This window comes from Frateuria sp. (genome assembly GCF_035695185.1).
Taxonomy (GTDB): domain Bacteria; phylum Pseudomonadota; class Gammaproteobacteria; order Xanthomonadales; family Rhodanobacteraceae; genus Frateuria_A.
In genome coordinates, this window is the sequence record NZ_DASSES010000137.1 from 1 (window position 1) to 13,102 (window position 13,102).

11 protein-coding genes and 1 pseudogene are annotated in these 13,102 nt (G+C 70.4%); 9 read left to right on the forward strand and 3 right to left on the reverse strand.

All coding sequences use genetic code 11. The annotated features are described in order from the left end of the window. From VFH59_RS11220 to VFH59_RS11245, 6 genes are all read left to right on the forward strand, one after another. The coding region (locus tag VFH59_RS11220; RefSeq protein WP_325164982.1) for a thiamine pyrophosphate-dependent enzyme at positions 1-583 on the forward strand (583 nt) is incomplete at its 5' end. After that, entirely contained in the window at positions 580-1,725 is a 1,146-nt protein-coding gene (locus VFH59_RS11225) for an enolase C-terminal domain-like protein (protein WP_325164983.1), read from the forward strand. The genes VFH59_RS11220 and VFH59_RS11225, both read left to right, overlap by 4 nt. Beyond that, a complete protein-coding gene (locus VFH59_RS11230) occupies positions 1,722-4,850 on the forward strand; it encodes an FAD-binding and (Fe-S)-binding domain-containing protein (protein WP_325164984.1) in 3,129 nt (1,042 codons plus the stop codon). Before VFH59_RS11225 ends, VFH59_RS11230 begins: the two co-directional genes overlap by 4 nt. A gap of 70 nt (positions 4,851-4,920) precedes the next feature. Beyond that, complete coding sequence (locus VFH59_RS11235) at positions 4,921-5,367, forward strand: PPC domain-containing DNA-binding protein (RefSeq protein WP_325164985.1); 447 nt, start codon at positions 4,921-4,923, stop codon at positions 5,365-5,367. Further along, positions 5,364-5,744: a sensory rhodopsin transducer gene (locus tag VFH59_RS11240; protein WP_325164986.1), complete on the forward strand. Its 381-nt coding sequence runs from the start codon at positions 5,364-5,366 to the stop codon at positions 5,742-5,744. Before VFH59_RS11235 ends, VFH59_RS11240 begins: the two co-directional genes overlap by 4 nt. A 71-nt stretch (positions 5,745-5,815) precedes the next feature. Further along, positions 5,816-6,829 (forward strand): SDR family oxidoreductase, encoded by a 1,014-nt coding sequence (locus VFH59_RS11245; RefSeq protein WP_325164987.1) that lies wholly within the window; start codon positions 5,816-5,818, stop codon positions 6,827-6,829. Between the two features lie 59 nt (positions 6,830-6,888). Here VFH59_RS11245 and grxD read toward each other — a convergent pair whose 3' ends face one another. The 3 genes from grxD to VFH59_RS11260 form a co-directional block, all read right to left on the reverse strand. Further along, positions 6,889-7,812, reverse strand: coding sequence for a Grx4 family monothiol glutaredoxin (grxD, locus tag VFH59_RS11250; RefSeq protein ID WP_325164988.1), 924 nt, complete (start codon positions 7,810-7,812; stop codon positions 6,889-6,891). 75 nt (positions 7,813-7,887) lie between these two features. Then, entirely contained in the window at positions 7,888-8,487 is a 600-nt protein-coding gene (locus VFH59_RS11255) for an SGNH/GDSL hydrolase family protein (RefSeq protein ID WP_325164989.1), read from the reverse strand. A 267-nt stretch (positions 8,488-8,754) separates the two neighbouring features. Further along, positions 8,755-10,005 carry an aminotransferase class I/II-fold pyridoxal phosphate-dependent enzyme gene (locus VFH59_RS11260; protein WP_325164992.1) on the reverse strand — a complete coding sequence of 417 codons (1,251 nt, stop codon included), beginning with the start codon at positions 10,003-10,005 and terminating at the stop codon, positions 8,755-8,757. 112 nt (positions 10,006-10,117) lie between these two features. Here VFH59_RS11260 and rsgA point away from each other — a divergent pair, with 112 nt between their 5' ends. The 3 genes and pseudogenes from rsgA to VFH59_RS11275 form a co-directional block, all read left to right on the forward strand. Next, positions 10,118-11,170 carry a ribosome small subunit-dependent GTPase A gene (gene rsgA, locus VFH59_RS11265; protein WP_325164990.1) on the forward strand — a complete coding sequence of 351 codons (1,053 nt, stop codon included), beginning with the start codon at positions 10,118-10,120 and terminating at the stop codon, positions 11,168-11,170. A gap of 62 nt (positions 11,171-11,232) precedes the next feature. Next, positions 11,233-12,504, forward strand: a complete 1,272-nt coding sequence (locus VFH59_RS11270; RefSeq protein WP_325164991.1) for a flavohemoglobin expression-modulating QEGLA motif protein — start codon at positions 11,233-11,235, stop codon at positions 12,502-12,504. Between the two features lie 120 nt (positions 12,505-12,624). Continuing rightward, positions 12,625-13,102: pseudogene (locus VFH59_RS11275) on the forward strand (NADP-dependent malic enzyme); the annotation flags it as partial.

A 13,102-nucleotide genomic window follows, 5' to 3' on the forward strand; every position in this document is an offset into this window, starting at 1 on the left:
CAAGGGCATGATGGCCTCGCTCTCGGGCAAGCTCGCCACCATGGGCAGCGGCATGCCCTATGCCATCGCGGCGAAGTTCGCCTATCCCGAGCGGCCGGTGCTGGCGATCGTCGGCGACGGCGCCATGCAGATGAACGGCAATGCCGAGCTGATCACCGTCAAGCAGTACTGGAAGCAGTGGTCCAACCCCTGCTTCGTGGTGATGGTGCTGCACAACGACGACCTGAACCAGGTGACCTGGGAGCAGCGTGCGCTGGGCGGCGACCCGAAATTCTCCGAATCGCAGGACGTCGAGGAGTTCTCCTACGCGAAATATGCCGAGCTGCTCGGCTTCAAGGCAATCCGGGTCGACCGACCGGAGGAACTGGGTACCGCGTGGGAACAGGCCTTCGCCGCCGACCGTCCGGTGCTGCTGGACATCATCGCCGATCCGGACGTGCCGCCGCTGCCGCCGCACATCACCTGGAAACAGGCCAAGGACTACATGACCGCCCTGGCCAAGGGCGACCCGGACGAGGGTGGCATCATCAAGCAGAGCCTTCGCCAGGTGCTCGCCGGCATCCTGCCGCAAAGCCCGCGATGAGCGACGGACGGCCCGCGCCAGCCGCGACCGTTCCTGCAACGCGCCGCATCGCACGCATCGAGGTGAGTGCGTACCGCATCCCCACCGATGCGCCGGAAGCCGACGGAACCATCGCCTGGGATGCCACCACGATGGTGCTGGCGCAGGTGTCGGCCGGCGGCCACACCGGCCTGGGCTGGACCTACGCCCATGCCGCGGCGGGTGCGGTGATCGCCGACCCGCTGCGCGACGTGCTGCTCAACCGCGACGTGGATGACATTCCGGGCGCCTGGGCGGCGATGAACCGCAGCCTGCGCAACATCGGCCGCCCCGGGGTCGGCCTGATGGCGATTGCGGCCGTCGACGTCGCGCTGTGGGACCTGAAGGCGCGCCTGCACGGCACCTCGGTGGTGCGCCTGATGGGACGGACGCGCGAGGCCGTGCCGGTGTACGGCAGCGGCGGGTTCACCTCCTATCCGATCGAGCGCCTGCAGGCGCAGCTGGCGGGCTGGGTCGGGCAGGGCATGACACGGGTCAAGATGAAAGTGGGCACGCATCCGCACGACGACCCGGCGCGCGTGCGGGCCGCCCGCGAGGCGATCGGCGCGGGACCCGAACTGATGGTCGACGGCAACGGCGCCTATGGCCGCAAACAGGCGCTGGCGCTGGCCGCATGTTATGCCGACGAGGGCGTGGGCTGGTTCGAGGAGCCGGTGTCCTCGGACGACCTGGAAGGGTTGCGCCTGCTGCGCGACCGCGCCCCCGCCGGCATGGCCATCGCGGCGGGCGAATACGGCTGGGATGCCTGGTATTTCCGCCGCATGCTCGAGGCGGGCGCAGTCGATGTGCTGCAGGTCGACGGCACCCGTTGCGGCGGCTTCACCGGGTTCCTGCACGCCGCCGCGCTGGCCCATGGCTTCGGAATCCCGGTCTCGGCGCATTGCGCGCCGCACCTGCACGCCCATGTGTGCAGCGCGGTCGGGCACCTGAAGCACGTGGAGTACTTCCACGACCACGCGCGCATCGAGGCGATGTTCTTCGACGGCCTGCCGGCGCTGCGCGATGGCGCGCTGGTGGTCGATCCGGACGCGCCCGGCCTTGGCCTCGCCTTCAGGACGTCGGATGCGCAACGTTACCGCGTCGAGGAAGGGTGGCAGACATGACCAGGCAGAGAGGGCATGGCTCGGTGCCTTCTGTTCCGCGCACGCCGCCGTCCGCCGGCGCCGAGGCAGCGGCAGACGCCACCGAGGGCCGCGACCGCCAGGACCGTGACCGCGACGCCGCGGTGCTGCCGCTGGCGCCGCCGCGGGTGCGCCACTCGCACAGCAACCGCTACGCGTTCTCGACGGCGGCCGCCACCGTGCTGGCACAGGACCTGGCCGCCGCGCTCGAAGGCGAGGTCTGTTTCGACGACGGCAGCCGCGCGCTGTACGCCACCGACGGCTCGATCTACCGCCAGGTGCCGATCGGCGTGGTCAAGCCGCGCCACGCGACGGATGTGATGGAAACGCTGCGCATCTGCCACGAGCACGACGCGCCGGTGCTTTCGCGTGGCGGTGGCACCAGCCTCGCCGGCCAGTGCTGCAACACCGCGGTGGTGATGGATTTCTCCTATCACCTCAACCAGATCATCGCGATCGATCCGCAGGCGCGGCGCGCCCGCGTCGAGCCTGGCTGCGTGCTGGACGACCTGCGCGACGAAGCCGAAAAGCACCATCTCACCTTCGGCCCCGATCCTTCCACCCACGCGCACAACACGCTGGGCGGCATGATCGGCAACAACTCCTGCGGCGTGCATTCGGTGATGGCCGGGCGCACCGCCGACAACGTGCATGCGCTGGAAATCGTCACCTACGACGGCGTGCGCATGCGCGTGGGGCCGACCAGCGAGGAGGAGCTCGACCGGATCATCCGCGAGGGCGGGCGCCGCGGCCAGATCTACGCGGGACTGAAATCCATCCGCGACCGCTACGCCGACCTGATCCGCTTGCGCTACCCGAAGATCCCGCGCCGCGTGTCCGGCTACAACCTCGACGAACTGCTGCCGGAGAACGGCTTCAACGTCGCCCGTGCACTGGTGGGTACCGAAGGCACCTGTGTGACCATCCTGGAGGCCGAGGTGCGGCTGGTGCCCAGCCCGCCGGTGCGCTCGCTGCTGGTGCTGGGCTACCCCGACGTGTTCGAGGCGGGCGACCACGTGCCGCAGATCCTCTCCTTCGGGCCGGTCGGCCTGGAAGGCATCGACGATGCGCTGATCGCGGACATGAAGCGCAAGGACATGCACCCGAAGGACCGCGCGCTGCTGCCGCCGGGCGGCGGCTGGCTGATGGTCGAGTTCGGTGGCGACAGCAAGCACGAGGCCGACGGCAAGGCGCGCCGGCTGATGCAGGCGCTCAGGCAGGATGGGCACCCGCCGAGCATGAAGCTGTTCGACGATCCGGCCGAGGAGGCCATGCTGTGGACCATCCGCGAGTCGGGCCTGGGCGCGACCGCCCGCGTGCCCGGTCAACCGGACAGCCATCCGGGGTGGGAGGATGCGGCGGTGCCGCCGGACAAGGTCGGGGCCTACCTGCGCGATTACCGCAAGCTGCTCGCCAAGTATGCCTACACCTGCGCGCTGTACGGCCACTTCGGCGACGGCTGCATCCACTGTCGCGTGGATTTCGACCTGGCCACGCCCGAGGCGGTGGCGCAGTGGCGGGCATTCATGGACGAGGCGTCCGACCTGGTGCTGTCCTACGGCGGCTCGCTCTCCGGCGAGCACGGCGACGGCCAGGTACGCGCCTCGCTGTTGCCAAAGATGTTCGGCGAGGAGCTCATGCAGGCGTTCGCCGAGTTCAAGGCGCTATGGGACCCGCGCGGGCGCATGAACCCGGGCAAGGTGGTCGATCCCAACCCGATGGATGCGGACCTGCGCGAAGGGCCCGGCTACCAGCCGCCGAAGCTGAAGACCGCGTTCGCCTATTCCGGCGACGGCATGAGCTTCGCGATGGCCACGCGCCGCTGCGTGGGCGTGGGCAATTGCCGCAACAAGCACCAGAACGTGATGTGCCCCAGCTATCGCGCCACCCACGAGGAGAAGTGGTGCACGCGTGGCCGAGCGCGGCTGCTGTTCGAGATGCTCGAGGGGGACCCGCTCAAGGACGGCTGGCGCAGCGAGGCGGTGCGCGACGCGCTGGACATGTGCCTGGCCTGCAAGGGCTGCAAGAGCGACTGCCCGGTCAACGTGGACATGGCCACCTACAAGGCCGAGTTCATGTACCACCACTTCAAGGGCCGCCTGCGCCCGCGCGCCGCGTACGCGATGGGGCGGATCTTCGACGTGGCGCGCGTCGCCTCGCACGTGCCGTGGCTGGCCAATGCGGTCCTGCAGACGCCGGGGCTGTCGCAGGTGGCCAAGGCGATCGGCGGCATCGCCCGGCAGCGCGCGATGCCACGCTTCGCCGGCGAGACCTTCCGCGACTGGTTCGCCGCGCGCGGGAAGCCGCGATCACGCGGACCGGAGGTGCTGCTGTGGCCCGACACGTTCAACAACTACTTCCATCCCGATCCGCTCAAGGACGCCGTCGGCGTGCTGGAGGCGGCCGGCTACCGTGTGGTGGTACCCCAGGCGACGCTGTGCTGCGGCCGCCCGCTGTATGCCGAGGGCATGCTGGACAAGGCGCGCGCGCAACTGGCCGACATCCTGGACGCGCTTGCGCCGCACATCGACCGCAGCGTGCCGGTGGTCGGGCTGGAGCCGTCCTGCGTGGCCGCCTTCCGCGACGAGCTGCCGAACCTGTTCCCGGGTGACGAGCGCGCGCACTGGCTTGCGCGCAACACCTTCATCTTCAGCGAGTACCTGGACCGCGTGGGCTACGCGCCACCGCAGCTGAAGCGCAAGGCGCTGGTGCACGCGCATTGCCATCACCACGCGGTGATCGGCACCGATGCGGAGAAGCGGCTGCTGGCCAAGGCCGGGCTGGACTTCCGCTTCCTCGACGCGGGCTGCTGCGGCATGGCCGGCTCGTTCGGCTTCGACGCGAAGAAGGTCGACGTCTCCCTGGCGATCGGCGAACTGGAGCTGCTGCCGGCGATCCGTGCGGCCGATCCGGACACGCTGATCATCACCAACGGCTTCTCCTGCCGCCAGCAGATCGAGCAGTGCACCGGGCGCACTGCGCTGGACGTGTCGCAGGTGCTGGCGATGGCGCTGGCGCAGGGCTCGCCGAACCTCGACGCCATTCCCGCCGGCGCGACCGAACCCCTGTCCCCTGGGGAGAAGGGTACGACCGGTACTCGGCCTTGAGGCCTGCGCGAACCCTCACCCCCGACCCCTCGCCGAGGGGGGAGGGGTGCCAGAAAAAGGAGCCCAAGGCATGCACTACCAACTGATCCACCAGGGCGGGAACAAGACCTGGGCCGTCGTGCTCGAGACCGGCGACGAGGCCCACGCCTGCCTGCTCGCCTTCGCCAGGGAACAGCATCTCTCCGCCGCGCACCTCACCGCGATCGGCGCCTTCGAGCGCGCGGTGCTGGGCTACTTCGACTGGGACATCAGGGACTACAGGCGCAACCCCTTCGACGAACAGGTCGAGGTGGTGTCGCTGATCGGCGATGTGGCGCTCAAGGGCGCCGAACCCGTGCTGCACATGCATGCGGTGCTCGGCCGGTCCGACGGCCACGCACTCGGCGGCCACCTGCTCGAGGGTCACGTGCGTCCCACGCTGGAGGTGATCGTCACCGAGTCGCCCGCGCACCTGCGCCGCCTGCACGACCCGCAATCGGGGCTCGCCCTGATCCACCTCGACAAGGAGCTGCCATGACCACGCCCGAACCGATCGGCGCCCGCCGCTGGGCCATCGCCGAGGGCTACATCCCGCCCGGCGGCACGCATGCCGACAATCCGCGCTTCCTCAGCCACGAAACCGCCTGCCTGCTCAACACCAACGCGCAGGACGCGCACGTGGCCGTCACCATCTACTTCAAGGACCGCGAGCCGGCCGGTCCCTACCGCGTTACCGTGCCGGCACGGCGCACGCTGCACCTGCGCTTCAACGACCTGGAGGATCCGGAGCCGATCCCGCGCGACACCGATTACTCCAGCGTGATCGAGTCGGACGTTCCCATCGTGGTGCAGCACACGCGCCTCGATTCGCGCCAGGCCGCACTCGCCCTGCTATCCACCGTCGCCTACAGCTAGCCATCCCCTCGCAGGAGCGCACGCCGGTCGCGCACAGGTGCGCTCCTGCAGGAAGCGTTTCAGGAGTCGCCATGAACAAGAAAAAACCCGAAGTCGTCGTGATCACCGGTGCCTCCGCCGGCGTCGGCCGTGCCACCGCCCACCGCTTCGCCCGCGACGGCGCGCGCATCGCCCTGCTGGCCCGCGGCAGCGACGGGCTAGAGGTCGCGGCCGAAGAGGTGCGCAGGCTGGGAGGCGAGGCGCTGCCGATTCCCGTGGACGTGTCCGACGCCGAGGCGGTCGAGGCCGCGGCCGGGCGTGTCGAAGAGGAACTCGGGCCGATCGACATCTGGATCAACGACGCCATGGCGACGATCTTCGCGCCGGTGCACAGCATCAGCCCGGCCGAGTTCCGCCGCGCCACCGAGGTCACCTACCTCGGCACCGTGTACGGCACGATGGCGGCGCTCAGGCGCATGCGCGAGCGCGGCCGCGGCACCATCGTGCAGGTGGGTTCGGCACTGGCCTACCGGGCGATCCCGTTGCAGGCGCCCTACTGTGGCGCGAAGTTCGCCATCCGCGGCTTCACCGACGCGCTACGCGTGGAGTTGATGCACGAGAAGAGCGACGTGCACATCACGATGGTGCAGCTGTCCGCCTTCAACACGCCGCAGTTCCAGTGGGGGCGCACCAAACTGCCGCGCCGTCCGCAGCCGGTGCCGCCGATCTTCCAGCCGGAGGTGGCGGCCAAGGGCATCCACTGGGCCGCGCACCACCGCCGGCGCGAGCTCAACGTAGGCTTCCCGGCGGTCAAGGCGATCCTCGGCAACAAGCTGTTCCCGCGGCTCGGGGATCGCAAGCTGGTCAAGCTCGGGTACGCCGGGCAGATGGGCAGGCAGCCGTTGCCGCAGGACCGGCCGGACAACCTCTACGAGGCGGTGCCGGACGACTACGGCACGCACGGGCGCTTCGACGCGCGTTCGAAGGCGTACAGCCTGCAGTTGTGGGCCACGACGCACCGTGGCCTGGTCGCCGCCGGGGCGCTGGCCGCCGGGGCGCTGCTGTGGACGGGCCGGCGCAGCATGCGCCGGTCGGGACGCGTGTAGCCCGAGCGATCGCCCCGGCCCAGGGTGGGCCCGCGGCCCACCCCGCATCCACGGGCCGGTCAATAGCGGGGAACGGTGGGATCGATCTCCCGCGCCCATGCGTCCATGCCGCCCGCGACGTTGAACACGTTGGTGAATCCGTGCGCAGCGAAGCGCTCGGCCACGCCCCGGCTGGAATTGCCGTGGTGGCAGATGAAGGCGATCGCGGTGTCCTTCGGCAGTGCCGCGAGCGCGTCGTAACCCTCGTCCTCCAGCACGCGCGCCAGCGCCAGCGGCGCGGCCTGGGCACGGCCGGCGGCCGGGCGCACATCGACCAGCACGAGATTGCCGTCGGCCAGCCGCTGCTTGAGTTCCTGCACGCTCATCGACTTGATCTCCTGTGCGCCGGGGAACTTCAGGCTCAGGCCCTCGCCCTGCACGGTGGATACCCAGTCGATCACGATGCCCTTGGCGCGCTGTGCGCTGCCCGGGTCGAAGTGCACCTCGATGCCGTTGGCGGTCACCACGATGTCGTGGTCGCCGGCCGGGGCAAGCTGGAAACCGGCGCTGTGGTCGGGGCCGATCTCCAGGTGCAGGGCCAGGCCCTGCGCGTTGGCGATGCCGTTGCGGATGGCTTCGGCCGCTTTATCGGTAATCGTGATCTCCGGCGGCGTGCGGTCCGGCGGCGCGGCGCCGAACAGGGTATGCAGCTCGCCGCTGGCGTACATCTGGCGGATGATGTCGGCGCCGCCGACCAGCTCGCCCTCGACGTACAGCTGGGGGATCGTCGGCCAGTCACCGTAGACCTTGATCCCCTCGCGGATCTCCGGGTCCTCCAACACGTTGACCGTGTGGTACTCCGGCAGCAGTTCGTTGAGCGTGTTGGTCGCGGCGGCGGAGAAGCCGCACATCGGCTGGCGGCGGTCGCCCTTCATGAACAGCACCACGCGGTGGTCCTTGAGCAGGGTTTCGATGCGGTCGCGGGTGGCAGGGTCGAGGGACATGGGGAAAGCTCCGGCAAAGAGGGCCAATGATACGCCCCGCAGGTTGGGGCGTCGGCGGCGATCCCAACCGCTGCGCTATTTCAGCGCGGCGGCGGCCGCCGGCAGGATGGCTTCCGTCCACAGCGCGTACTGCTCCGCGCTGGGATGAAGGCCGTCCTCGGCCAGGAGTTCCGGATGGCGGCGCGAGACGGGCGTGATGTCCACCCAGCGCGCCCCCGCGCGGCCGGCTTCGTCACGGGCGATGGCGTTGTAGACGTCCAGCGCGTGGGCGATCGGCGCCGGGTCACGGCCCTGCTCGCCGGCGAAGCGGGTGACGCCCCAGTCGGGAATCGAAACCACGACCACGCGCGAGGCGCGACCGCCGGCCAGGGTGACGGCACGCTGCAGTAGCCGCGCGAACTGGCCGCGGTACTCCCCGGCCGGGCGCCCGCGGTACTGGTTGTTGACGCCGATCAGCAGGCTGACCAGGTCGTAGGGCGGGGTGAGGGAGGCCGCGTCCATGCCGGCGGAGAGCTCGTCGGTGGTCCAGCCGGTGGTCGCGACGATCCGAGGCTCTTCGACGGCCAGGCCGCGCGCCCGCAACTGGCGCACCAGTCGCGCCGGCCAGCGCTCGGCGGCGGGGACGGCTTCGCCGATGGTGTAGGAGTCGCCCAGGGCGAGGTAGTGCAGGGGCATGGCAGGCTCCGGTCGTTGGGGTCCTTCGACTGCGGCGCTTCGCGCCTACGCTCAGGATGAGGTTGTGTTCCGACTTCCAACGTGACCCGTTCGCGCTGAGCGTAGCCCGCAGGGCGGAGTCGAAGCGCTGGCCCCAGGCCCCCGGTCCGAACCCCTCTCCCTCCGGGGAGGGTGCCGACAGGCGGGTGAGGGTTTGGGCGGAGCGGGATGTCCCGCCCGGACCGGACCCTCACCCCCACCCCTCTCCCGAGGGAAAGGGCCTCTGGATCAGGCGACGGCCGACTCGCGCGCCTGCTCCTGGGCCATGCGCGAGAGTACCCGCTCGATCCGCACGAACACCTCGGCCAGCTGCGCCGGCGGCGGCAGCAGGGTGAGACGGAAATGACGGCTGTGGGTGGCGTTGAAACTGGACCCGGGCATCACCAGCACCGCTTCCTCCTCCAGCAGGCGCAGGGCGAAGGCATCGCCGTCGAACCGCGGCAGCCGCTCGCTGCGCACCTGCGGATAGGCGTAGAGCGCACCGGCCGGTGCCACCAGGTCCAGATGCGCACTGGCCGCCACGCCTTCCAGCACGGCGCGGCGCGCCTCGTGCAGGCGCCCGCCCGGCGCGGTGAGCGCGCCGATGGTGGCGCGCCCGGCCAGCGCCGGCTCGACCGCCCACTGCGCGGTCACGTTGGCGCACAACCGCAAGGCCGCGAGCAACTGCAGCGCGTCGCGGTAGGCGCTGGTGCGCGCCGGGTCACCGGACAGGCTCAGCCAGCCGACGCGGTAGCCGCAGGCGCGATGCACCTTGGACAGGCCGCCGAAGCTAATGCACGGATGCGCGCCCGCGACCTCGGCCAGCGGCTGGAACGACGCCTGGTCGTAAACGATCTCGTCGTAAATCTCGTCGGCGAGCAGGAGCAGGTCATGCCGCTCGGCGATCGCCACCAGCCGTTCCAGCAGCGGCCGCGGGTACACCGCCCCGGTCGGGTTGTTCGGGTTGATCAGCACCAGCGCGCGGGTGCGCGGGGTGATCAGTGCCTCCAGTTCGTCCGGGTCGGGCAGGTGCGCGTTCTGCGCCAGGCAGCGGTAGTAGCGTGGGCGCCCGCCGTTCAACAGGGTGGCGGCGCTCCACAGCGGGTAATCGGGGCTGGGCAGCAACACCTCGTCGCCCGGTTGCAAGAGCGCGCGCAGCGACAGGTCGATCAGCTCGCTCACGCCGTTGCCGATGAAGATGCGCTCCACCGCCACGCCGTGCGCGCCGCGCGCGCGCTGCTGCGCGGCGATCGCCTCGCGTGCCTCCTCCAGGCCCTGCTCGTGGCCGTAGCCCTCGCTGTCGGCCAGGTGCGCGGCGATCGCCTGGCGCAGGTGCGCCGGCGTCTCGAAGCCGTAGCGCGCCGGGTTGCCGATGTTCAGCTTGACGATGGCACGGCCGGCCGATTCCAGCTCGCGGGCGCGGCGGGTGAGGGCGCCGCGGATCTCGTAGCGCACGTCGGCGAGGTGGGAGCTGGGGGTGATCGACGCGGGGAGGGGCAAAGCCGGCACGGGGTCCTCTGCGGGGCCTTGGAAAGCCGCCGATGCTAGCAGCGGACGATGCCCGGCGGGTGCGCGGCAGACATCGCCGCGGCAGGGCATAATCGGCGGACCTATGAGCGATGCCGCGATGATCGAACGCCTGCGCCACATCGGCTGGCGCGGCGAGCTGCCGCCCGGCGGCCACCGCATCGCGCGCGTGGTGGCGCAGCACCGCGCCGGCTACGAGTTGCACGACGGCGAGGCGTTGTTCGGCGCGCAGCCGGCCGGGCATTTCCTCAAGCGGACGCTGGAGGCGGCCGGGCGTCCGGCGGTCGGCGACTTCGTCGAGGTGGAGGACGGCCGCCCGCCGCACATCCTCACCGTGCTGCCTCGGCGCAGCGTGCTCTTGCGCGCCGCCGCGGGCGAGCGCTACGAGCGGCAGATCATCGCCACCAACATCGACTATGTGCTGGTCCTGACCGGACTGGACAACGACTTCAACCCGGCGCGGATCGAGCGCTACCTCTCGCTGATCGAGGACTCCGGCGCCCAGCCGGTGGTGCTGCTGAGCAAGCTCGACCTGCATGCCGAGGGCGACGCGCGCCTGGCCGCCCTGCGCGAACGCCTGCCGCCGGACACGCCGATCCACGCCATCAACGGCAAGAGCCCGGCCAGCGCCGAACTCCTCGCGCGCTACCTCGGCCCGGGCGACAGCGCGGTGCTGGTCGGCTCCTCCGGCGCCGGCAAGTCCACCCTGACCAATACGCTGCTCGGCAGCGAACGCATGGCCACTGGCGAGGTGCGCGCGCACGACAGCCGCGGCCGCCATACCACCACCCACCGCGCGCTGCTGATGCTGCCCTCGGGGGGCTGCCTGATCGACACGCCCGGCATGCGCGAACTGAAGCTCACCGGCGAGGAGAACCTGGACCTGTTCGCCGACATCGAGGCGCTGGCCGAGAGCTGCCGCTTCGCCGACTGCGGCCACGGCAGCGAGCCGGGTTGCGCGGTGCAGTCGGCGCTGGATTCCGGCGAACTCACCGCGGAGCGCTGGCGCAACTACCTGAAGCTGCGCGATGAACGCGAGGAACAGGCGGCAACGCTGGAAGCGCGCCTGCGCCGCCAGCGCGGCGGCCGGCCGGCGGATCGCCCGCACGGGCATCGCAGCCGGCGCGAGCGGGAGTAACGCGCCATGCCCGGAACCTGCCAGAGCCCGGCCCTTGCATGCGGCGCGTGTCCGGTTCCGCCATGAACGTCGACGCCTCCACCCATCGCCACTACGCCGCACTCGACCAGCGCCTGCTCGCCGCCACCCGCGCGATCAACATCCTGCCTGCGGTGAGCTGGCCGGCATCGCTGGAGCAGGGCCTGATCGCCGCCTACGACAAGGGCGATTTCGCGCTGCCGGACGTTCACTACCTGCGTCCGGACCTTGCCGCGGTGCGCGCCGAGCTGGCGGCGATCGAGCGTGAGGCCGAGGTGTTGCTGGTCGGCGATCCGATCGGCGATTACCTGTGCCGCACCGCGACCTCCTGGCGCATCGCCGCCGAAATGCTCGAGGCGGTGGGCAGCGCCGGCGTCACCGCACCCTCGATCATGCTGTACGGCCGGCCGGGTGACTCGATCCCGGGCAGCACGCGCAGCAACCTGGATGCGGCGCGCTATTTCGTCGAGCTGTCCGACGAGCTGGGCGCCGACCTGCTTTCCGACACGATCGGCATGGATCTTTCCGCCGAAGAGCTGCGCGCGGACCTCGGCGGGGTGCTGGACGGGTTCTTCGGGCCCGGGCGCATCGCGGTGGAGGTCGACCCTGAGCTCACCGCCAAGGCCGCGGCCGGTGCCACCCGCATCCGGCTGCGCGGCGGCGCACGCTTCAGCGAATACGATCGCCACCAGCTGCTGGCGCACGAGGCGTTCGTGCACTCGCTCACTGCGTTGAACGGGCGCGAGCAGCCGTTGCTCGGTTCGCTGGCGCGCACCTCGCCGCGCGTCACCGCCACGCAGGAGGGACTGGCGGTGTTCGCCGAGCTGATGTCCGGGGCGATCGACATCGCCCGGCTGAAGCGCATCAGCCTGCGCATCCTGGCCATCGATATGGCGCTCAACGGCGCCGACTTCGTCGAGGTCTACAAATACTTCCGCCACTGCGGCCAGGGCTCGGCCGAAAGCTTCCACTCGGCGCAGCGGGTGTTCCGCGGCGTCCCGCTGACAGGCGGCGCCGCGTTTGCCAAGGACAACGTCTACCTGTCCGGACTGCTCACCGTGCACACGTTTTTCCGCTGGGCGTTCAGGCAGCAGCGCATGGACCTGCTGCGCTACCTGTTCGCCGGCAAGCTGGCGCTGCACGACGTGATCACCCTGCAGCCGCACTTCGAGGCCGGCACCCTGCTGCCGCCACGCTGGCTTCCTCCCTGGATGCAGCGCGTGCACGGCCTGGCCGGCAAGCTTGCGTTCTCGCTGTTCGTCAACGGCATCCACATGGGTCGCGTGCAGGCCGACGAGCTCAACCTGCAGCTCTGACGGATAAGGCGGCCGATCTGCGACCTTTCGCACGGTGTGGCCGGCCGGCGGGACGGCGTGGCCGTCGGGCGCGCCTGCTACCATGTAAGGCCGCTTCCCCTCGCAGAAAAGCCGCCGCCCATGGCCCATCCCGACGACCTGCGCCACGCCGCGCTCGAGTACCACCGCCACCCCCGCCCCGGCAAGATCAAGGTCAGCGCGACCAAGGCGATGGTGACCCAGCGCGACCTGGCGCTGGCCTACTCGCCCGGCGTGGCCTACGCCTGCGAGGCGATCGTCGAGAACCCGCACGCCGCCAGCGAGATGACCGCGCGCGGCAACCTGGTCGCGGTGATCACCAACGGCACCGCGGTGCTCGGCTTGGGCGACATCGGGCCGCTGGCCGGCAAGCCGGTGATGGAAGGCAAGGGCGTGCTGTTCCAGAAGTTCGCCGGGATCGACGTGTTCGACATCGAGCTGAACGAGCGCGACCCGGACAAGCTGGTCGACATCATCGCCGCGATGGAGCCGACCTTCGGCGGCATCAACCTGGAAGACATCAAGGCGCCGGAGTGCTTCATCGTCGAGCGCAAGCTGCGCGAGCGGATGAACATCCCGG